We start from the raw sequence: 20,330 nt of genomic DNA, 5'->3' as shown, positions 1-20,330 counted from the left end.
GCATCATCGTGAGCGGCACCAGCGTGGCCGCCCTGCTGTACGCCCTCACCGAGCTGTAGGCGGCGGCCGAAGTCCGGACAGCCGGCACGGTGGACGATCGCGGATCAAGTGCGGCCGGACAGCAGGACGGCTCGCGCCCGGAGCCGAGCGTGAGCCGTACAACGAGCGCTGTGGAGCCACTCCTCGGTCGGGACCAGGCCCGTCTGGCAGGCGCCCCACTGGGATGGGTCACCTGGCTTGACGTTGGTGCCGCCGAGGCCGCAATGACCGAGCCACCCGAGAACACGGCGAGACGAACGAGCAGGACGACAGACCTTCGGGATCTCCGAAATCTCATCAACACCCGAAGAAACGGAAGCGGCAGTGGTTGAGCCGAGGTCATGCGGCCAGAGAAGCCGAAGGACCCAACGGAACCCAAGGCGTATCGCATACCCGAACCCGTCGCCCACTGCCCAGGCGCGCCCATACTTGCATGTGCGCCAGCGAGGCGGGCGAGGTCAGCCGGTTGGCCGGCCATGGTCGGGGAGCGCAGCCAAGACGACTTCAGGCCGCCCATCAAGGGGCCCGGTCAGCTCGATCACCGGGACATCGCCCAACACCTGCAGCGGGTCGTCGTACACCAGATCCAGCAGGGTGTCGTTCACCGCCTGCCGGAGCCGGAGCATCTCCGCGCGAGGCAGCACCTGTTCGGTGTCGTACGTGATCGGCACCATGACCAGCAGATCCAGGCTCGCCAGAACCGACCGCAGGGCAGCGGGGTCGGCCTCGGTTCCGAGATTGACCCCCCGCACGGCGAGGTAGGCCAGAAAGTCCACCGGCGTGCGATCGAAAACAATCCTGGTAGCGGGTGAACTCAGCTCGGACAAGGATCGCGTGAGCTGCGCCCGGTAATCGTCCAGCGACGGGGGAAATTCAAACTCGTAGCCCTCCTCCTCAAGCAGGACGTATGGCTCATCGACTGGCGTGTGACCGGCGAGACGCGCACACAGCTCTTCGACGAGAGTCGTCTTCCCGGTCCCGTGCGCTCCGGAGACTCCGATCCGCATTCGTGACGCTCCTCACGTTCACACGCTGGACGGCCCACCGGTGTATCGCGTCGGCAGAGGTGACCACCGCGGGCCTCCAGGCTCTCCGACCAGTGATCTTAAGGCTGCGGTTGTGGTGGTTTGAAATCCAGGCGGGTCTTGGCCATGAAGCCGCTGATGAGCAGGAGTCGGTACTGCTCGGTTTCATGCTTGATGAGGGCGAGGAACAGGCGGGATGCCGTGGCCGGTGTCTGCCCGCGCTGATCCTCACGATCGGCGGCGGTCACATAGAAGTACGGGGCATCGCGGTGGGTGACGCGTACTCGACCGAGGCGTGCGGCGCGTTCGGCGACGGCGCGGGGGTTTCTCGACAGGTCCGAGAAGGTGACGGCGTCGGCGTCGCCGGCGCTCACCCCGCCATCGTAAGTCAGAACACGTTCTGAAGTTGGGAACCAGGGGAGGGGCGTCGCCTGGTTTACCGGCTCAGCCGTCGCTCTGGGACTACCGCCAGATGTGTCACCCGCTTCGTCGGTCCGTTGGCGGGGCGTACAGTACGATAAGAAATCGTATGTGAAAAATGTTGGTGAGGAGCGCACGGCCGATGCACGACCGCCCTGGCATGGCCTCTCGCGCTCTCTCCTCGACCGCCCGGCCATTCGGCCGGCCCGCTGCCCGTGCTGCCGCAAGAGACTCGCCCTGGGCCGTGCCGCCGACGGGGGCTGGCCGGGGGCCGCTTCCGGGTTGACGCCCTCGTCCTGACCGGCACCGGACGGACGGCTGTCGCGGGCCCGGTCGGCTCCGGGGGCGGGAACGGGCCGCCGGACCGGTGCCGTGCGCCGAGGATCAGCCGAGGATCAGGTGAGCACGCCGTTCGCGCCGGAATCGCGGACCGGTAGGAAGCCGCTGGTCTTTATGGTCAGAGGAGACGGCATGATGACGCGCGAAATCCGGCGTATCGTCGATCTGGCGAGCGGAGCGGAAGCGGTGTCACCCTCCTTGGTGACCATTTTCACCTACTCGCCGGTGTCGAGTTCCGCGGCACCGCTGTGAGGGTTCTGGGGGCAGTGATCGTTATGGGGGCGGCCGTCGGTCAGGGCACCGGCCGATGGCCAGGAGTGAGGGGAAACCGGTGAGAGCCGTCAAAAAGCCTGCGAAGGCCAAGGAGTCGAAGGCGGAACTCAGCTACGAACTGCTGCGTTCGCGAATCCTCGACGGCACCTACGGGCCTGGTTACCGCCTGGTCATGGATCAGCTCGCCAGGGAGACCGGGGTCAGCACGATCCCGCTGCGCGAGGCGGTGCGCAGGCTGCAGTCCGAGGGGCTCGTCGAGGTCGTGCGCAACATCGGTGCCCGGGTGGCCGTCTTCGACTCCATCCAGGTGGAGCACTCCCTGCATGTCCTGGCCCGGCTGGAGGGCTACGCCACCGCGATCTCCGCCCCGTTCATGACGCCGGAGCGGATCGAGGCGGCCAGGGAGATCAACGCCCGGATGGTCGAGGCGCTTGAGGAGTTCGACCCGACGTCCTTCACCACGCTCAACCGGAAGTTCCACTTCTCGATCTACCAGCACTGCCCGGACGAGCACCTGTGTGTCCTGCTGGAGCTGGAGTGGGCGCGGCTGGACCACATGCGCCGCTCGACCCTCACCTACGTGCCGGGGCGGGCCCGCCGTTCGGTGGTGGAGCACGAGCACATGCTGGATCTCATCGCGATGGGTGCCGAGCCGTCGGAGATCGAGCGGGTGGCCTGCGCCCACAAGATCGCCACCGCTGACGCGCTGCGCGGCGCGCACGTCGCGCCCCAGACGGTCTAAGCCGGTCGACCCCGGAGGTCGGCCCGGGCGCAGGTCCCAAGGCGCGGTCCGGGCCACGGTTCCCGGGGTGGTGGAGGCGTCCGTCTTCGGCGGCCCGCCCCTGGTCACCCGCCTCTGACCGTCTCTCCCCGGTGGTCCGGCCTCTGGCCGGATGGAAGCCGGATGGGTGCGAACGGGCCGGGCGGGTGCGAGGGGGTTCGGGCAGATCTGGACAATGGGGTTGGTGGGTTTCCCGCCCGCCGTACGAGAACGGGGCCCGGCGCACCGTGGGGGTGCGCCGGGCCTCGCCGCCTCAAAGATCACACCGGCGGCGCGATCGCCTCCGCCGCGCCGTCCGCCGAACCGGTGGTGCGCGTTTTGCCGCCGGTCATGACCATATCCCCGGATATGGAGTCACGCCGGGGTTCATCGGGCACCATTTCAGCATCGCACTGGACACCTCATTTCACCCCGCATAACGTACATGGAATCGGATATGATTTGCGGGTGTCTGCCCCTCGGAGAGGGCGCCCGTGCCACCGGAGGTAACGATGCCCCCGCATCCCGCGGTGCAGAGAACGGTCGACGACGTCAGGCTTCAGGACCGGGGTGCGGCCCTCCGGCCTGACGCGGCGGCGCGCGAGGGATTCCGGTGAAGGCGCACGACGCGCGTGACCGGGTCGTCGCGGCACCGCGGGCCGTCTCCGCGATACCCCGTCGATGAGTGGCGAGGTCCTCGTCCCGAGGAGGGGCCGCGCCACCCGAGACGAGATCCCGGCCGTTCACGATGTCTCGCCCGGCGAGGTCGCCGCAACCCTGAGGGCGAACGGCCACGATGTCTCGCCCGGCGCGATCACCGCGGCCCTGAGGGAGAACGGCGCGGGTGAGACGGCCCCGTTGTACGGCCCCGCCGCTCTGACCTCGGCCACCGTGGGAACGGTCCATAAGGGCCTCGCGGGCCCGACCTCGCTCGTCGGGCGGTGCGCGAACCCGGCTCCGGAGAGCGGCGCCGACGCCCATGTTCCAAGCAGACGCGACTCGTCCGGACGGCCCGCGCGGCGGTGACCGTTCTGGACTTCGGACACACCGTCGCCTCCGGATCCCTGGGACGTCCTCGACGGTCCGGCGACCGCGGCGGCGTATCCCGGGACGGCCGACGCCTTCATCCCCCATCGCCTGACCCCTCCCAGCCAAGGAAGTGCAGAAATGAAGTGTTCCCTCACCAATGTCGTCGCGGTCACCACCCTGGCCCTGGCCGGTACCGCCTGCGCCGGCGACGGTGGCTCGGCCGATGACCCGATCAAGGTTGGTTCGATCAACGGCCTCACCGGCCCGTTTCAGGCGCCCGAGGTCCCTCAGGCGGTCAGGGCCGTCTTCGAGGAGGTCAACAAGACCGGCGGCGTCGGTGGTCGCAGACTTGAGCTCGTCAGCAGGGACGACGCGATGAACCCCCAGCGGTCCACCGAGGTCGCCCTGGAGCTTCTGGAGACCGAGAACGTCGTGGCGTTGGTCGGCTCCTCCAGCGGGGTCGACTGCGGGCTCAACCGCACGACCTACAGCAACGCCGGGGTCGTCTCCGTCCCGGCCGTCGGCATGGACACCGCCTGCTTCACCAGTCCGAACATCGCCCCGGTCAACCCCGGCCCGTCCAAGCTGATGACGACGATGCTCTACTACGCCTCGGAGACGCTCAAGAACGACAATGTCTGCCTGTACTACACGGTGGTGCCGGGCAGCCGCGGCGACATCGACGCCGCCGTCAAGGAGTGGACCGACCTCACCGGCAAGGAGCTCACCGTCAAGGACATCTCCGTCGGCGAGGGCGACCCGACCCCCTACCTGGCCGCCGCCAAGGCCGCCGGCTGCCAGGCCATCCTCTACAACGCCGCGGTTGGCCCGTGGCTCGCCCAGGCCCAGGCGCAGGGCATGCGGGACGTCGACTTCATCATGGGCGCCGGCGGTTACACCGACGCCAACGCCAAGGTCATCCCCGAGGGCGTCAACGTCTACGCGGGGACCGAGTGGCAGCCGTACACCGACGAGACGCTGCCGGGCAACAAGCGCTGGGCGAAGATCGTCAACAGCAACAAGATCCGGAAGACGGCGTTCAGCCAGGGGGCCGTGATGTCGGCCGACCTGTTCGTCCAGGTGCTCAAGACGATCAAGGGCGACATCACGCGCGAGTCGGTGACCGAGGCGTTCAAGAGCATGAGGCCGATCCGATACCCGATGGTGGGCACCCCGTGGATCTTCGGCCCCGGCGACGCGCACAGCCCGATCCAGGGCAGCCGGTTCGTCAAGGCTGAGAACCGCAGGTGGCGGGTCCTTTCCGAGGGCTTCGTCGTCCCGGGCAAGAACTGAGCCCATCGGGGCTCCGGGATCAGCCCGCCGATCATCCTCCCGGTGGCCGGTGGCTTGTTTTCGCGCGCCCACCCCCGAGCCGGAGACCGGCCTGCGAAGGCCGGGAGGCTCGGGGGGCCGTTGCCTTCCGGACGCCGTCGTCACAGGGGGCGCCGGGGCGGGGAGCGGCTGTCAGGGAAGGCGGCGGGCCAGGTAGCGGCCGGTGACGGAGCGGCCGTCGGCGGTCAGGTCCATCGGGGGGCCCTCGAAGACCACGGTGCCCCCGTCGTGGCCCGCGCCGGGCCCGATGTCGATGACCCAGTCGGCGCGCGAGACGACGTCGAGGTTGTGCTCGATCACGATCACCGTGCTGCCGCCGTCCACGAGACGGTCGAGCAGGCCGATGAGGGTGTCCACGTCGTTCATGTGCAGGCCGGTCGTCGGCTCGTCGAGGATGTAGATCTGCGAGGTGCTCCCCAGCTCACCGGCGAGCTTCAGCCTCTGCCGCTCGCCGCCGGACAGGGTGCTCAGCGGCTGGCCGAGGGTGACGTAGCCCAGGCCGACGTCGTCGAGGGCCCGCAGGGTCCGGCGGATCGCGCTCTCGGTGAAGAACTCGGCGGCCTCGACGATCGAGAGGCGGAGCACGTCGGCGATGTTCCTGCCGCGGAGCGTGTAGCCCAGTACCTCGTCGGTGAACCGTCTCCCCTCGCAGGACTCGCAGACCGTGGTCACCGTGTCCAGGTGCGCCAGCTCGGTGTAGATCAGCCCCAGCCCCTTGCAGTCGGGGCAGGCCCCCTTGGAGTTGGCGCTGAACAGGGCGGCGCTCACCTTGTTGGCCGAGGCGAACGCCTTGCGGATCGGGTCGAGAATGCCGGTGTAGGTGGCCGTGTTGGACCGCCTGGACCCGCGGCCGAGACTCTGGTCGATCACCACGGCCTCCGGATGGCTCTCCGGCAGGCAGCCCTGGATGAGCGAGCTCTTGCCCGAGCCCGCCACCCCGGTCACCACGGTCAGGACGCCCCGCGGGATCGTCACGCGCACGTCTCGCAGGTTGTGCAGGTTCGCGTGCTCGACGGTCAGCTCGCCGGTCGGCCGGCGGGGCTCGGTCTTGACCGGCTGATGACGGCTCATGTGGTTGCCGGTCAGCGTGCCCGAGGTCAGCAGCCCGGCCAGATCGCCCTGGTAGACGATCTCCCCGCCGTCGCGACCGGCGTACGGTCCCATGTCGACGACGTGGTCGGCGATGGCGATGATCTCCGGTTTGTGCTCGACGACGAGGACCGTGTTGCCCTTGTCGCGCAGCTGCCGGAGCAACTCGTTGAGCCGGTGCACGTCGTGGGGGTGCAGGCCGACGCTGGGTTCGTCGAAGACGTAGGTCATGTCGGTCAGGCTGGACCCGAGGTGGCGGACCATCTTCACGCGCTGCGACTCGCCGCCCGACAGCGTGGAGCTCTCCCGGTTCAGGCTGAGATAGCCGAGACCGATGTGGGTGAGGCTGTCCAGCCGGGCGACCAGTGCGGAGAGCAGCGGTGCCACGGTGGGCTCGTCAATGGTCCGGACGAACTCCGCCAGGTCGCTCACCTCCATCGCCGCGCAGTCGGCGATGTTCCTGCCGTCGATCAGGCAGTCGAGGGCCGTCTTGTTCAGCCGGGCGCCGCCGCACGTCTGGCAGGCGGCGCGGGTGACGATCCGGTCCAGGGCGTTTCGCAGGTGCGTGGCCATCTGGTCGGTGTCCTTGGCCAGGTAGAGGCGTTTGAACTTCGGGACCAGACCCTCGTAGGTGGACTTGATCGTGCCGCCCAGGCTGCTGAGCTTGATCTTCTCGTCGGGCGCGTGGAGCAGCCGGTCCCACTCCTCGGCGGTGTAGTCGCGGAGCCTCCTGTCGTTGTCGAAGAACCCCGAGTGGGCGAAGATGTTCCAGAACCAGGAGTCCACCGCGAAGGTCGGGAACAGGATCGCGCCCTCGTTGAGCGACCTGTCCCGGTCGACCAGCGCCTCGATGTCGATCGCGGAGACCCGGCCCAGTCCTTCGCAGTCGGCGCACATGCCCTGGGGGTCGTTGAAGGAGAAGACGCTGGAGTGGCCGACGTGTGGCCGGCCGAGGCGGGAGTAGACGTTGCGCAGCATCGTGTAGGTGTCGGTCACCGTCCCGACCGTGGAGCGGGAGTTCCCGCCCAGCCGTCGCTGGTCGACGATGATCGCCGCCGACAGGTTGGCCAGTGAGTCGGCCTCGGGCTGGCCGTACCGGGGCAGCAGCGACTGGATGAAGGCGGTGAAGGTCTCGTTGATCAGGCGCTGTGACTCGGCGGCGATCGTGCCGAAGACCAGCGAGGACTTGCCCGACCCCGAGACCCCGGTGAAAACGGTGATCTTCCGCTTGGGGATGTCGAGAGAGACGTTCCTGAGGTTGTTCTCTCTCGCGCCTCGGATTTCGATGGATCCGTAAATAGTGCTGCTCTCCTCGGTGCGCAGGTTTCTGTGGATCTTCGGTAGGGGACGGAGCGGTTTATCTTCCTAGCTTTATAAACGTCCGCACCGACAACGGGAGGAAGACGGCGGCGAGCAGCGCGGGCCACACGACCGCCATGAGCGTCGCGTGCTGCGCGATCCAGGACTCGCCGCCGAACCCCGGATTGCCGAAGAGCCCCCGGGTCGCCGAGGCCGTGGCCGACAGCGGATTCCACTCGGCGATCGCGCCGAGCCATCCGGGCATCGTGCCGGGGTCGACGAAGACGTTGGACAGGAACCCGATCGGCCAGACCAGGATCTGGACGGCCGCCACCGACTCGGGCCCCCTGGCGACCAGGCCGACGAAGATGCCCACCCACAGCAGGGCGAACCGCAGCAGGAGCAGCAGTCCGACGGCGGCGAGGGCCGAGCCCGGCCCGCCGTGCCAGCGCCAGCCCAGCAGCAGCCCGGCACCGACCATGATCGACAGCCCGACGGCCGAGTTGAGCATGTCGGCGACGCAGCGGCCGGACACGACCGCGGAGGAGCTCATCGGCATCGAGCGGAACCTGTCGGTCACCCCTCGCGCGGCGTCGGTGGTCACCGCCGTCATGGTGGTCTCCAGGCCGAAGAGCACGTTCATGGCGAACATGCCCGGCATCAGGAACTCGAAGTATCCGCCCCCGTCCGGCACGCTGATCGCCCCGCCGAACAGGCCGCCGAACATCAGCACGATCATGACGGGGAAGAGCCAGCCGAGGGCGACCGCGCCGGGGCGCAGGGCCCAGTGGTTCAGGTCGCGCCTGGTGATCGTCCAGGTGTCGGCCAGGGCCCAGCCGAGCCGGGAGAGGGCGAGGTCGTCGGGGGAGTCGGCGGGGCGGGGACGGGCGGCGGTGGTCATGCCGTCACCTCCGTGGTCACCGTCGAACCGGCCGTACCGGTGCCGCCGCGGGCGCCGGCACCGTCTCCCGTGAGCCGGAGGAAGACCTCCTCCAGGGTCGGACGGCGCACGGTGATGTCCCGGGGTTCGACGCCCGCCTCGTTCAGCGCGGTCACGAGCTCGACCAGGGCCCGGGTGCGTTCCGCGACGGGGACGCCGACCCGGTGGGCTCGGCCGTCGACGCGCGGCTCACCGGAGGCGATCCGGGCGGCGACGACCGCGGTGGTCTCCGTGTCCGCCGCGCCGGAGAGCACCACGTCGATCCAGTCGCCGCCGACCGCCGACTTGAGCTCGTCCGGGGTGCCCTCGGCGACGATCCGGCCCGCGCTGAGCATCGAGACGTGGTCGGCCAGCCGGTCGGCCTCCTCCAGATACTGGGTGGTCAGCAGCACGGTGGTGCCGGATTCCACCAGGTCGTGGATGGCCGCCCACACCTCCTGCCTGACCGAGGGGTCCAGCCCCGTCGTCGGCTCGTCCACGAACAGCACCGGCGGCGCCACGATCAGGCTCGCGGCGAGGTCCAGGCGGCGGCGCATGCCTCCCGAGTACGTTCCGACGGGCTTGCCGCCGCTGCCGGAGAGGGAGAACCGCTCCAGGAGCTCGGCCGCCCGTCTTTCGGCCACCGCGCCGGGCAGGTGGTTCAGCCGCCCGAACATCACGAGGTTCTGCCGCCCGGTCAGGATCTCGTCGACCGCGGCGTACTGTCCCACCAGGCCGATGTGCCGGCGGACCTGCCGTGGCTGAGTCCGCACGTCGAACCCGGCCACACTCGCCCGCCCGGCGTCCGGTTCGAGCAGCGTGGAGAGGATCCGCAGCACCGTCGTCTTCCCGGCCCCGTTGGGCCCCAGCAGCCCCCGGACGGAACCGGCGGGCACCTGGAGATCGAACCCGTTCAGCCCCGCCCCGTCGGGGGCCTTCGGGTAGCTCTTGCGCACACCTTCCGCGCTGATCGCGATCGTGGTTGCCGTCATGTTCACCCCTTTCGCACACGTCATCCCGGTACGGCCCGGCCCCGCGAGGCGCCCATGCGGAACCGCGCTCTTCCGTATGATGTACCGTACACCGTACTGAATAGTCCTGACGGGGTCAACGCGGCAGGGGTGCGGTCTGTTCCCGTGAACTCGGGGACGCGAGGAGATCCGTCCGGGCCGGCGGCGGGGTTCGGGCTCTGCCGGCCCGGTTGGACTGTGGAGGCAGGTGGCTCGGAGGCCCGCCTCCGGTCGGTTCCGGGATCCGTCGCGAGTCTGAGGAACCGTGGGTCGCCCTGCTCCCGATCGTGGCCGGGAGGAGGGCGGGGGTCAGCGAAGCCAGCCTTTGTGCCTGATGTACCAGAGCGGGATCAAGGCGGCGATCAGCGTCATCAGGGTTGTGATCAGGAAGCCGTGTTCCCAGGACAGTTCGGGCATGACGGTGAAGTTCATGCCATAGAACGTGGCGATCAACGTGGGCGGTAGGAAGACCGCGGTGATGATGGTGAACACCTTGACGATCTGGTTCTGCTTGATGTCCAGCGATGTCAAGATCGACTGCTGTAGATAGCGCACCTTGTCATGCTCGTAGCTGGCGTGCTCCTTCACCCCGTCGATGTCCGCGATGAGGATGTCGAGCAGCCCGGCCAGCTGCACCTGGTCGACATTCAGTTCCGCGCGCAGGTGGCGGGCCGCGCGGGCCAGCAGCAGCTGGGTCTCCTGCGAACGCGAGACGATCTCCTCGGCCTCGTTCATCCGGGCGATGGCGTCCTGCATGTCGCTGACGCCGATCTCCCTGCCGCGCGCGGTGTAGCCGCTGGTCGCCATGGCGATCTCGTCGTTCATGGCCTCCAGGGCGTCGCTGGCGTGGTCGATGACCCACTCGGACGCCTCGTTGAGCGCATACAGCAGCGCGTACATGACGCCGTGGGGGCTGTCGGCCAGGTGGGGCGTGCGGCGCATCCGGGTGAGCGCCTTGTCGAACGGGGGGAAGTGGATGCTGGGCTGCAGTGTGACGAGCAGGTGACAGCCGAGGGCGAACGCCACGGCCTCCCGCTTGAGTGTGTCGCCGTCACGCACGTTGAGCACGACGGGGAGATAGACGAACTCGTCGGTCTCCCACACCCGGCCCGCACCGGTGGTGAAGTCGACGCCCGTGGCCTCGCAGATCCTGGCCGCCTCCACGGCGTCGTCCGCGGGCACCTGGGCCCAGAGGCGTCTCAGGTCGGCCGGGTTGTAACCGACGGCGGCTGTCCGGTTCCGCATGCTGATGTCTCCTTGTGTCTCCTTGGCGGATGCGGTTCAGTGCCCGGGGTTGAACGGGGAGATCGACGAGCTGCCGGTGTCCTTCGCGGGTGTCTCGGGTGCTCCGTAATGCACGACGAGCAGTCCGGTGCAGATGAACAGGTAAAGGCCGATGGTGAACAGGATCGCCTGGCGCTCCAGGTTGGGGCGCTTCAACCGGGCCTTCCGTGCGGCGTTCGGGGTGAGCGTGGTCATAGCGGCTCCTTGGGGTGGTTATACGGCCGTCTTCGGCAGCCGGGCGGTGGTTCCCGCAGGGGTGTGTCACCGGCGGGCGTGCGCGCACCCGGCCGCCGAATCGGCCCGGCCCGCGCCTGTGGCGCCGGTGGGCCGGCGGCCTCACGGGCCGTCGGGTGCCGGGTGGAGCTGAGGCGCCTGCTAGAGCGGCGGGGCCGACTGTCTGAAGTGCGCGCGGTACCGGCGGGTGCCCGGGGGCGGAAACCATGAGGAGGGCATGGCGAGACTTCCTTGATCGGGAGGAGGACACCGGGCGGCCCGCGGTTGCGGAGAGGACCTCAGCCCGATATGGCGGGCGTCATCGGCCTCCGCGAGAGGATGATGTGCGCGGGTGCGCGGCTCCGCACGCGAAAGCGGCGTCGCGGTGTTACGGCGTGCGGAAGGGAAGCAAGATCAACCGGATGTGGGGCCGACTGCGGCCCGGACTACTGCAGTCCATCTCTCGCCTCCTCGTTTAATGGCGCCCTGAGGGAATGCTCCTCCTGGAGCCTCCCGAGGCTAACCTTTACTCGCGTATTTACACAACTATATGCGTTATTGACCTCCCCCTCGTGGCCGCCCCCTCGCTGGCCCGCTGAGCTGCGGTCGGAGCCGCCGGGCGCCAGGAAGTCACCCTATCCGCAGCCGGATCGGTTGAGTCGGACATTTTGATGATCTCTCATCTTTGGCAATGTCCAGGTGTGGTCGATGAATGCCCGGGTGTTGATTGGCCGATCGGTTATATCGGTGATGAACTGGGAGTTCGGTTCGCATTTCAGGGTGGAAAAGCGGTGCCCGGTGGGCGCCCCCGAGTCGGCCGAGCCGATCGCGGATGCCGTCGATCGGCTCGCGGAGGGGGAGGCGGCCCGGCGTCCGCCGCCTGACCGGTCGTGGGGGCCGCTGTCGCGGCGTGAAGGGTCAAGGCTGTTTCGCGTGGCTCGGCCCCGCGGGCCGCCCGGGTGGTTCCGTTCGCTTTCGTATGTTGTACCGTACGATGTACGGAATGACTATGATGGGAGTGACGCCACAAGGTCTGGAGGCTGGTCCCGTGGGTGGAGGAACATGAGCGGACGGAAGGGTGCCGCCGCCGATCCGGCTCGGAGCCTGGCGCTGCTGTGGGGCTCGCACGGCAAACCCGGCAGATCGGGGCTGACCATTCGGTCGATCGTCGCCACCGCCATCGAGCTGGCCGACGCCGAGGGCCTGGAGGCCGTCTCCATGCGCCGGGTCGCCGAGCGGCTGAGAGTGGGCACCATGTCGCTCTACACCCACGTGCCGGGCAAGGCCGAGCTGGTCGATCTCATGGTCGACACCGCGTACGGGCAGCTCTACGACGACGTGGACGTGCCGTCCTCGCAGCCCGGCGGCTGGCGGGAGGCGCTGGAGTTCGTCGCCGCGCGCAACTGGGAGCTCTACCGGCGGCACCCCTGGCTGCTGCACGTCGTCGGCGCCCGGCCGGTCCTGGGGCCGAACGCCTCGCTCAAGTACGAGGCCGAGCTGCGCCCTCTGGACGGCGTCGGGCTCTCCGATGTGGAGATGGACTCCGTCCTCACGCTGATCCTGACCCACGTCGAGGGGGCGGCCAGGGCCAAGGCGAGCGTGGAGCAGATCCAGCGCGAGACCGGAATGACCGACGCCGAGTGGTGGACGGTCAACGCGCCGCTGCTCGACAAGGTCATGGACGCCGTGCGGTTCCCCGTCTCCGCCCGTGTCGGGCAGGCGGCCGGTCAGGAGTACGACGCGGCCTCCGACCCCGAGCGGGCCTTCGCCTTCGGCCTGGAGCGCATCCTGGACGGCATCGCGGGCCTGATCACGAGAAGGCGGCAGCCGTAGGCGTCCCGTTCAGGAGAACCGGGAGAACGGCGAGGGGCCGGTCACGGCCCGGCCGGGCGCAGGATCGAGACGGCGCCCGAAGGGCAGAGCCGTTCGGCCTGCCTGACCGCTGCGTGCCGCTCGGGCGGCGGCTCGGCGTCGAGGAGGACGACGGTGCCGTCCTCCTCGCTCTGGTCGAACACCTCGGGAGCCGTGAGCGCGCACATGCCCGCGCCGACGCACCGCTCCGTGTCGGTCTGGATTCTCATTCGATCCCTCCGGACGGGAAACTCGGACCCTTGATCACGCACGCCTCCTCCTGGCCGCCTCCTACCAGCCGACCGGGAGCGCGTGCACGCCGTAGATGGACATGGTGTCTCGCATCGGCACCTCCTCGGCCGGTACGGCGAGGCGCAGCCCGGGGAACCGATCGAACAGCATGGGGAAGGCGAGGCGCATCTCCGCCCGGGCGAGCTGCTGCCCGAGGCACTGGTGCACCCCGTGCCCAAAGCTCAGGTGGCCGCCGGGCGGGCGGGTGATGTCGAGGCGCTCGGGGTCGGGGAAGCGCCCGGGGTCGCGGTTGGCCGCGGGAAGGGAGACGGTCACCACGTCACCGGCCCTGATCGGCTCTCCCTCCAGCTCGACGTCCTCCAGGGCGGCGCGTATCGGGCCGACGTGGACGATGCTGAGATAGCGCATCAGCTCTTCGACCGCGTTGTCGATCAGGGAGGGGTCCGCGCGCAGCGCGGCGAGCTGCGCGGGGTGCCGCAGCAGGGCGAACGTGCCGAACCCGAGCATGTTCGCGGTCGTCTCGTGCCCGGCGGCGAGCAGGATGAACCCGATGTTGGTCAGCTCCTCGTCGTTCAGCTCGCCGTTTGTGATCAACCCGGTGAACAGGTCGTCGGTCGGCTCGGCCCGCTTGCGGGCGATGAGCCCGGCGAAGAACCCGGTCACCCCGTCGAGCGCCGCCCGTATCTCCTCCACGGAGGACTCCCGGTTGAGGAACACCGCCGTGGCGTGCTGGAACTCCTCACGGTCGGCGTAGGGGACGCCGAGCAGCTCGCATATGACCAGCGAGGGGATGGGCAGCGCGAACTCCCGCACCAGGTCCTGGGGAGGGCCGGCCTTCGCCATCGCCGCCAGCCGTTCACCGGTGATCTCCTGGATCCTGGGCTCCAGCTGTTTCATCCGGCGCACCGTGAACTGCGCGGTGAGCAGCTTCCGGTAGTGGGTGTGCTCCGGCGGGTCCATGCGGACGAACTGGCCGGGATCGGCCGGGTGGCGCGCCTCATGCGCCACCGGATAGTCGATCGGAGGGCACAGCAGTTCGCGCCGGGAGCTGAAACGCGGGTCGGTCAGGACGGACCGCGCCGCCGAGTAGCCGGTCACCAGCCACCCCACGCGACCGTCGGGGTAGGCCATGGGCGCGACGGGCCGCTCCCGCCGCAGCGAACGCAGCCGCTCGGGCGGGTCGAACGGGTCGGAACGGTCGACGGGAAAGGTGATCGGCCCGGTCCGGAACTCTGACATCTCATGCTCCTCGGCGGCGATGTGCTCCGTCACCGCCCAGAAGACTACATGAAATGCAAACTTGCAACAGGTGCATAGTTAAATCCTTGCACTAAGCTGCCCGCATGGGTGAGGTTCCGGGACTGCGCGAACGCAAGAAGCTTCGCACCCGTCGTGCCCTGACCGCGGCGGCACTACGCCTCTTCATGGAGAAGGGGTACGAGCAGACGACCGTCTCGGAGATCGCCATGACGGCCGACGTCTCGACCCGGACGTTCTTCAGTTACTTCGCCAGCAAGGAGGAGGTCCTCCTTTTCAACTCCCGGGAGAACCTCGGCCGTGTGCTGCGCACGGTCGCCGAGCGCCGGAGCGGCGAGAGCGCCGCGGACCTCCTGGCCCGGGCGGTCGGCACCGTCTTCGACGTCGTCTCGGCGGACGCCGAGATCGAGTGGGAGATCGCGTCGGTCAACCATCTGATCATGACCGTCCCCTCCCTCCGGGCGCACGCGCTGCTGCTCCTCTTCGATACCCAGCGGGAGATGGCCGAAGCCCTGCACCGGGCGTGTCCCGACGAGCTGGATCTCGTCGAGGCGGCGGCGGCCGTGGGCGGGGTGGTCGGCGCGGTCAAACTGGCCGGGTTCATCCGGCTGAACCGCGGCGCCCCGCCCGCGGAGGTGATGGCGGCCTGCCGCCGGGCGGCGGAGATGGCCCTGGCGGGACTGCGCGCGATCAGCACGCCGCCGTCCTGAACCGGTCGTCCGAGCCGTCCGGAGCACCCGAACGCCCACCTGGCCGTCCGGACTCACCCGGGGCACCCCGGGCACATGAACGCTCGCCCGGGGCACCTCTGAGCACTCGAACACCCACCTGGGCCGCTCGGGCTCGTCCGGGCCACCCCGGGCGCCCGAACGGGGGCCGTGCAGAGGAAAGGCAAGCACGAGGCTAACCGTGGGTTGAGTATTCCCTGACCCGCCTGCCCCTACCTTTTCGGTAGCCGGCCGCGAGAGCCGGGGCGGATCGAGGGAGCGGGCCATGTGGTGGCTGGACGGAAGACGGCGGCGGCCGATGGCGACCGCCGCCGTGATCACCTCGGCGGTGTGCGCCCTGTCCGGTTGCGGCACCTCACCGCCGCGGAACGACACCGTCGTCCCCGCGGGCCCCGCCGTCGCCTCTCCCAGCCCGACCGGGCAGGAGAGGTCCGCGCCGGTGGACGTCTACGCCCACGATCGGCCGGGCATGCTCAGCCCGGTCGTGGCGAGATTCCCGGCGCGGGTCTACGTGCCGAACAGCGAGAGCGACACCGTCTCGGTGATCGATCCCCGCACCTACCGGGTCATCCGGGAGTTTCCCGTCCACGGACGGCCGCAGCACGTGGTCCCGTCGTGGGACCTGAAGACGCTGTGGGTCAACAACAACGACGGGAACACGCTGATCCCGATCGACCCCGTGACCGGCAGGCCGGGGAAGGCCGTGGCCGTCGACGACCCCTACAACCTGTACTTCACCCCGGACGGCCGCACCGCCCTGGTGATGGCCGAGCGGAACAACCGGCTCGATTTCCGCGACCCGCACACCATGCGCCTGAGGCACTCGCTGAACATGCCGTGCCGGGGGATCAACCATGGGGACTTCACCGCCGACGAGACCGTCTTCCTGGCCAGCTGCGAGTTCTCCGGCCAGCTGGTGGCCATCGACGTGGCAGCCAGGAAGGTCCGCGCCGTCATCGACCTCTCGCATCGGAGGATTCCACGCGGCGGAGTGATTTCACACGGCGGTGCGATTCCCCACGGTGGCGTGCGCCCCGACGACGTACGGCACGGGGTGGCGAGGCACGGCGGCACGCGCCACACCGAGACCGGTCATGCCGAGCGGGGTCATGCCGACACGCGGCATGCGGTGGCGGAGCACGGCGACATGCGACATGGGATGACGGAGCACGGCGACATGCGACATGGAACGTCGCAGTACGACAGCATGCCGCAGGACGTCAAGCTCTCCCCGGACGGCACCGTCTTCTACGTCGCCGACATGGCACGGGGTGGCGTGTGGCTCGTCGACGCCGCGAAGCTCCGCGTCAAGGACTTCATCAGGACCGGCGCGGGCGCCCACGGGCTCTACGTCAGCCGTGATTCGCGGATGCTGTACGTGTCCAACCGCGGTGCCGGATCCGTCTCGGTCGTCTCCTTCGCCCGTCGGCGGCCTGTCGCGACCTGGCGCATCCCCGGCGGCGGCTCGCCGGACATGGGCGGGGTGTCCGCCGACGGCCGTCGCCTCTGGCTGTCCGGGCGCTACGACGGTGTGGTCTACGTGTTCGACACGGGCAAGGGCCGTCTCATCCGTAAGATCAAAGTCGGCGCCGGCCCCCACGGCCTGGCCGTCTACCCCCAGCCGGGACGCTACTCGCTCGGCCACACGGGGATCTTCCGGTAAGCCGGGCCCGACCACCCGCTCACCCGACCACCGGGCGAGCGGGCGGGCGGAGGCCACCCGGCCGCCGTTCTCAGTTCCGCGTCACGGCTTGCGCGCGACCGCACCGAACTGGGCCACCTCCGCGGGCGCCTCACCGATGTCGGCGAACTCGGACCGCCAGCGCGAACACGACACGATCCCCGGCTCCAGCAGCTCCAGGCCGTCGAAGAAACCGGTGACCTCCTCGCGGCTGCGGGCGGTGATCGGGGGAGTGGCGTGCTCGTTCCAGAACCGCATCGCCTCGACGTTCGCCTCACCGCCGAGTTCCAGGGTGGGATGGGTGAGCGCCAGATAGCTGCCGGAGGGCATGGCCTCCATCAGCCGCCTCACGATCTCCCGAGCCTCCTCGGTGTCGAGGACGAAGTTCAGGATGCCCAGCAGCATGACCGCCACGGGCCGGTCAAGGTCCAGCGTCTCCGCGGCGGCTCGCAGGACCTTGTCCACGTCGCGGGCGTCGGAGTCGATGTAGTCGGTGGCTCCCTCGGGTGTGCTGGTGAGCAGGGCGCGGGCGTGCACCAGCACGAGGGGGTCGTTGTCGACGTAGACGATCCGCGCCTGGGGGGCCACCCGCTGGGCGACCTCGTGGGTGTTGTCCACGCTGGGCAGGCCGGTGCCGATGTCCAGGAACTGCCGGATCCCCGCCTCGTCCGCGAGATAGCGGACCGTACGGCCCAGGAACGCGCGGTCGGCGCGGGCCACGTGGACGATGTTCGGGAACATTCCGAAAATCCGCTCACCGATCTCGCGGTCCACGGGATAGTGGTCCTTACCTCCAAGCCAGTAGTTCCAGACCCTGGCATTGTGCGCGACATCGGGGTTCAGCCTGCTCGACTCGGGGGCGTTCGGCGTGCTGTCCACGGGCTCTCCTCGGTCTCCGTACCTGCTGCTCGCCGGGTTTCACCGCCTCGGTACGGTTACGTCTCCGGTGAGATCCACCGAAATGATAATGAACTCATCGTCATACCTGCCTATCCCGTCGCGCGGGACCCTACTGACCTGTAAGGGTTGAATCCCGACACACTTTGGTGGTTTGCTGTGTCGGTTTGCTGCATAGGGAGCGAGCTTGCGCACTGTTCGGACGACCGTAGGCGGACTGGACGAGTCCCTCACCCTGGATCATCGGTACGCGGGCCCCACGGTGTCGCGGATGCTGGTGGGCGCGGAACTGCGCCGGCTCCGCGAGGCCAGGGGCATCACCCGGGAGGACGCAGGGAATTCGATCCGGGCCTCGCACTCCAAGATCAGTAGATTGGAGCTGGGCCGTACCGGCTTCAAAAGGCGTGATGTCGCCGATCTCCTCACCCTGTACGGCGTCACCGACGACGGCGAGCGCGCCACCCTGCTCTCGCTGGCCGAGCAGGCGGGGATGCCGGGCTGGTGGCACACCTACGGCGACGTGGTGCCCGCCTGGTTCGACGCCTACCTCGGGCTCGAACAGGCCGCCTGCGTCATCCGAGGCTACGAGGTCCAGTTCGTTCCAGGTCTGCTGCAGACCGAGGACTACGCCCGCGCCGTCATCCGGCTCGGCCCCGGCGACTCCACCGAGGAGCAGATCGAGCGCCGGGTCGCGCTGCGCATGCGGCGTCAGCGGCTGCTCCACCGGGCCGATCCCCCCAAGCTGTGGATCGTGATCGACGAGGCCGCGCTGCGCCGTCTCATCGGTGGTGTCGCGACGATGCGCGCCCAGATCGAGCATCTCATCGAGCTCGCCGAGCTTCCCCACGTCACCATTCAGATCATGCCGTTCTGCGCCGGTGGCCACCCGGGCGCCGCCGGGCCCATCACCATCCTGCGCTTTCCCCAGGGAGAGCTCCCCGACGTGGTCTATCTCGAACAGCTCGCCAGTTCGCTCTACCTCGACAAGACCACCGAGACCGAGCGCTACTGGCATGTCATGAACCGCCTCTACATCGAGGCCGAGCAGCCGCGCGCGACGGCCGAGACGCTCCGCCGGATCCTCGCGGAGACCTGAGCCGTAGGGGACCGTTCCTCTTCTCGCCGGCACCCCGTCTCGACGGTGAGCCCGTACCTCGGTACAGGTCGCGAGTGCCGCCGGGGCCGCCGCGCGTACCTCGTCCACTCCCGAGGCGCCCGCGCCGGAGCACTGGACGGCGACTCCGCCGGCGCCGTCCGCGGCGGACTCATCGCCGTACCGTGCTCGCATCAGGTGAAGTAGCGCAGCCACACGTAGATCCAGGCCATCAGCGAGCTGAGTGCCGTGACGAGGATGCCGTACCTGGTGAACTGCCAGAAGGAGATGGGGTGGCCGGAGCGGGCGGCGATGCCGATGGCCACGACGTTGGCGCTGGCGGCGACCGCGGTGCCGTTGCCTCCGAAGTCGGCTCCCAGCGCGAAGGCCCACCACAGCGCCTGGCCGGTGGCCGGGTCGGGGGCCTGGACCACGAGCCCCTCGACGATGGGCGTCATGGTGGCGACGTAGGGGATGTTGTCGAAGAATGCGCCCAGCGCGGCGGAGCCGAACAGCAGTGCGGTCGCCGCGCCGAAGAAGTTGTCGCCCACCGCGCCGATCGCCCAGTCGCCCACGGTGGAGATGACACCGGTGTGCACCAGCCCGGCGACCATGACGAACAGTCCGATGAAGAACACCAGGGTCGGCCACTCGACCTCGCGCAGGGTTTCGGAGACGTCGGTGCCCGACACCAGGACCATCACCCCGGCGCCGACCAGCGCGACGATCGACGGTTCGACGTGGAGGACGGCGTGCAGCCCGAAGCCGACGACGACGAGACCGAGTACGGCCAGGCAGCGTGCCAGCAGGCGCGGGTCGGTGATGGCGCGCCGTTCCTGGAGTGCCATCACCGCGGCCACACGGTCGGGGTTGTAGCGGAACGACCTGCGGAACAGCACGCGGGTCAGCAGCACGAACGCCGCGAAGGTCACCACGGCGATCGGCGCCATGTGGATGAGGAAGTCGTTGAACGTCAGCCCGGCCCGGCTGCCGATGATGATGTTGGGCGGGTCGCCGATGAGCGTGGCCGCGCCGCCGATGTTGGAGGCCAGGACCTCGGCGATGAGGTAGGGCTGGGCGGGGATGCCCAGCCGGTTGCACACGACGATGGTGACCGGGGCGACGAGCATGATCGTGGTGACGTTGTCCAGGAACGGGGAGGCGATGGCGGTGATGACCATCAGCATCACCATCAGCCGGTACGGCCGGCCCCGGGACTTCTTGGCGGCCCAGATGGCGAGGTAGTCGAAGACTCCCGTCTGCTTGAGGACCCCAACAATGATCATCATGCCGAGCAGCAGGAAGATCACATTCCAGTCGACGCCCTCGTGTTCGGAGAAGAACACCTCGGAGCCGGGGATCAAACCGAGCACCGCCATGGCTCCGGCGGCGATGAGCACCACCTTGACCTTGTTCGCCTTCTCGGTGGCGATGTAGAAGAACGCCACCACGAAAACGGCGAGCGCGACGACGGCACTCATCGGGTACGCCCCGGCGGTCCGGTCTGGATCCCGGCCGAGGCGCCGGGCCGGACCCGGCG

Annotated in this window: 20 protein-coding genes; 9 read left to right on the top strand and 11 right to left on the bottom strand. The window is 69.0% G+C overall.

The window, feature by feature from the left end:
• Window positions 1-497: 497 nt before the first annotated feature.
• Window positions 498-1,046: an AAA family ATPase gene (locus ACWEF2_RS14985; protein ID WP_453815457.1), complete on the bottom strand. Its 549-nt coding sequence runs from the start codon at window positions 1,044-1,046 to the stop codon at window positions 498-500.
• Between the two features lie 98 nt (window positions 1,047-1,144).
• A complete protein-coding gene (locus ACWEF2_RS14980; protein ID WP_453815455.1) occupies window positions 1,145-1,438 on the bottom strand; it encodes a hypothetical protein in 294 nt (97 codons plus the stop codon).
• Window positions 1,439-1,883: 445 nt separating this feature from the next.
• Here ACWEF2_RS14980 and ACWEF2_RS14975 point away from each other — a divergent pair, with 445 nt between their 5' ends.
• From ACWEF2_RS14975 to ACWEF2_RS14960, 4 genes are all read left to right on the top strand, one after another.
• The gene (locus ACWEF2_RS14975) at window positions 1,884-2,075 is read left to right on the top strand and encodes a hypothetical protein (RefSeq protein WP_453815453.1); all 192 of its coding nucleotides are present in this window, start codon (window positions 1,884-1,886) and stop codon (window positions 2,073-2,075) included.
• 79 nt (window positions 2,076-2,154) lie between these two features.
• On the top strand, window positions 2,155-2,838 hold the full coding sequence (locus ACWEF2_RS14970; protein WP_453815452.1) for a GntR family transcriptional regulator: 684 nt from the start codon (window positions 2,155-2,157) through the stop codon (window positions 2,836-2,838).
• Window positions 2,839-3,537: 699 nt separating this feature from the next.
• A complete protein-coding gene (locus tag ACWEF2_RS14965; RefSeq protein ID WP_453815450.1) occupies window positions 3,538-3,882 on the top strand; it encodes a hypothetical protein in 345 nt (114 codons plus the stop codon).
• 141 nt (window positions 3,883-4,023) lie between these two features.
• A complete protein-coding gene (locus ACWEF2_RS14960; RefSeq protein WP_453815448.1) occupies window positions 4,024-5,178 on the top strand; it encodes an ABC transporter substrate-binding protein in 1,155 nt (384 codons plus the stop codon).
• Window positions 5,179-5,349: 171 nt separating this feature from the next.
• Here ACWEF2_RS14960 and ACWEF2_RS14955 read toward each other — a convergent pair whose 3' ends face one another.
• The gene (locus ACWEF2_RS14955) at window positions 5,350-7,302 is read right to left on the bottom strand and encodes an ATP-binding cassette domain-containing protein (RefSeq protein ID WP_453815446.1); all 1,953 of its coding nucleotides are present in this window, start codon (window positions 7,300-7,302) and stop codon (window positions 5,350-5,352) included.
• Between ACWEF2_RS14955 and ACWEF2_RS14950 the strand changes: the two genes are divergently transcribed.
• The gene (locus ACWEF2_RS14950) at window positions 7,292-7,603 is read left to right on the top strand and encodes a hypothetical protein (protein ID WP_453815444.1); all 312 of its coding nucleotides are present in this window, start codon (window positions 7,292-7,294) and stop codon (window positions 7,601-7,603) included. The two genes, ACWEF2_RS14955 and ACWEF2_RS14950, sit on opposite strands and share 11 nt — an antisense overlap.
• 60 nt (window positions 7,604-7,663) lie before the next feature.
• Here the strand turns inward: ACWEF2_RS14950 and ACWEF2_RS14945 are convergent, their stop codons facing one another.
• From ACWEF2_RS14945 to ACWEF2_RS14930, 4 genes are all read right to left on the bottom strand, one after another.
• A complete protein-coding gene (locus ACWEF2_RS14945; RefSeq protein WP_453815443.1) occupies window positions 7,664-8,506 on the bottom strand; it encodes an ABC transporter permease in 843 nt (280 codons plus the stop codon).
• Complete coding sequence (locus ACWEF2_RS14940; RefSeq protein ID WP_453815442.1) at window positions 8,503-9,516, bottom strand: ATP-binding cassette domain-containing protein; 1,014 nt, start codon at window positions 9,514-9,516, stop codon at window positions 8,503-8,505. Before ACWEF2_RS14940 ends, ACWEF2_RS14945 begins: the two co-directional genes overlap by 4 nt.
• Window positions 9,517-9,843: 327 nt before the next feature.
• Entirely contained in the window at window positions 9,844-10,779 is a 936-nt protein-coding gene (locus tag ACWEF2_RS14935) for a CorA family divalent cation transporter (RefSeq protein ID WP_453815440.1), read from the bottom strand.
• 36 nt (window positions 10,780-10,815) lie between these two features.
• The gene (locus tag ACWEF2_RS14930; protein WP_453815438.1) at window positions 10,816-11,013 is read right to left on the bottom strand and encodes a hypothetical protein; all 198 of its coding nucleotides are present in this window, start codon (window positions 11,011-11,013) and stop codon (window positions 10,816-10,818) included.
• A gap of 1,080 nt (window positions 11,014-12,093) precedes the next feature.
• Here ACWEF2_RS14930 and ACWEF2_RS14925 point away from each other — a divergent pair.
• Window positions 12,094-12,864 carry a TetR/AcrR family transcriptional regulator gene (locus ACWEF2_RS14925; RefSeq protein WP_453815436.1) on the top strand — a complete coding sequence of 257 codons (771 nt, stop codon included), beginning with the start codon at window positions 12,094-12,096 and terminating at the stop codon, window positions 12,862-12,864.
• A gap of 41 nt (window positions 12,865-12,905) precedes the next feature.
• Here the strand turns inward: ACWEF2_RS14925 and ACWEF2_RS14920 are convergent, their stop codons facing one another.
• The gene (locus ACWEF2_RS14920) at window positions 12,906-13,112 is read right to left on the bottom strand and encodes a ferredoxin (RefSeq protein WP_453815434.1); all 207 of its coding nucleotides are present in this window, start codon (window positions 13,110-13,112) and stop codon (window positions 12,906-12,908) included.
• 61 nt (window positions 13,113-13,173) lie between these two features.
• Complete coding sequence (locus tag ACWEF2_RS14915) at window positions 13,174-14,373, bottom strand: cytochrome P450 (protein WP_453815432.1); 1,200 nt, start codon at window positions 14,371-14,373, stop codon at window positions 13,174-13,176.
• Between the two features lie 104 nt (window positions 14,374-14,477).
• Between ACWEF2_RS14915 and ACWEF2_RS14910 the strand changes: the two genes are divergently transcribed.
• Together ACWEF2_RS14910 and ACWEF2_RS14905 are read left to right on the top strand one after the other, a co-directional pair.
• Entirely contained in the window at window positions 14,478-15,101 is a 624-nt protein-coding gene (locus tag ACWEF2_RS14910; protein ID WP_453815428.1) for a TetR/AcrR family transcriptional regulator, read from the top strand.
• A gap of 283 nt (window positions 15,102-15,384) precedes the next feature.
• Window positions 15,385-16,782 (top strand): YncE family protein, encoded by a 1,398-nt coding sequence (locus tag ACWEF2_RS14905; protein WP_453815426.1) that lies wholly within the window; start codon window positions 15,385-15,387, stop codon window positions 16,780-16,782.
• An 81-nt stretch (window positions 16,783-16,863) separates the two neighbouring features.
• Here ACWEF2_RS14905 and ACWEF2_RS14900 read toward each other — a convergent pair whose 3' ends face one another.
• Window positions 16,864-17,679, bottom strand: a complete 816-nt coding sequence (locus ACWEF2_RS14900) for an SAM-dependent methyltransferase (RefSeq protein ID WP_453815424.1) — start codon at window positions 17,677-17,679, stop codon at window positions 16,864-16,866.
• A gap of 289 nt (window positions 17,680-17,968) precedes the next feature.
• Between ACWEF2_RS14900 and ACWEF2_RS14895 the strand changes: the two genes are divergently transcribed.
• Window positions 17,969-18,793 (top strand): helix-turn-helix domain-containing protein, encoded by an 825-nt coding sequence (locus ACWEF2_RS14895; protein ID WP_453815603.1) that lies wholly within the window; start codon window positions 17,969-17,971, stop codon window positions 18,791-18,793.
• A gap of 191 nt (window positions 18,794-18,984) precedes the next feature.
• On the opposite strand, the gene ACWEF2_RS14890 is transcribed toward ACWEF2_RS14895, so the two are convergent.
• Entirely contained in the window at window positions 18,985-20,271 is a 1,287-nt protein-coding gene (locus ACWEF2_RS14890; protein WP_453815422.1) for an ArsB/NhaD family transporter, read from the bottom strand.
• Window positions 20,272-20,330: the final 59 nt, after the last annotated feature.

The organism is Streptosporangium sp. NPDC004631 (genome assembly GCF_053601935.1).
This window is presented reverse-complemented; position numbering and strand designations above follow the sequence as displayed.